General features: G+C 70.3%; 1 pseudogene. It reads right to left on the bottom strand.

Features of this window, described 5'->3' with window-relative positions:
- A pseudogene (locus tag ABGA94_RS01415) lies at positions 1-228 on the bottom strand (hypothetical protein); the annotation flags it as partial.
- Positions 229-327: the final 99 nt, after the last annotated feature.

Raw genomic sequence — 327 nt, 5'->3', positions numbered from 1 at the left:
GCGGCCATCGACCAGGGTCACGCGACCGGCGGCCAGTGGGCCGGCCAGCGCCTGTTCCAGGGTCTGCAGGCGCTTGGCTTCGGCCTGGCGCTGCTTCATTTCCTGGTCCAGCCGCTGCTGCACGTCCGCCGGGACGCGCGGCTCGTCACCCAGTGCCATCACGCGCACCTGGGTGTCGACAGAACCGCGCCAGTACAGGCGGTGGCTGCCCGGCGGCAGCTTGCCTATCGGGACTTTCCCCGCAAACGCGTCAGCGCCGGACGCTACCGCGATGGAAATTGACCCGGAAGCTTGCGCCGCCTCCCGCAGCCTCACCGACACTGACCG

The organism is Stenotrophomonas sp. 3diitr2024 (genome assembly GCF_042136455.1).
In the GTDB taxonomy this organism is placed as follows: domain Bacteria; phylum Pseudomonadota; class Gammaproteobacteria; order Xanthomonadales; family Xanthomonadaceae; genus Stenotrophomonas; species Stenotrophomonas sepilia.
The sequence above is the reverse complement of the archived record's forward strand: the minus strand, read 5'-3'. Positions and strand labels throughout refer to the sequence as shown.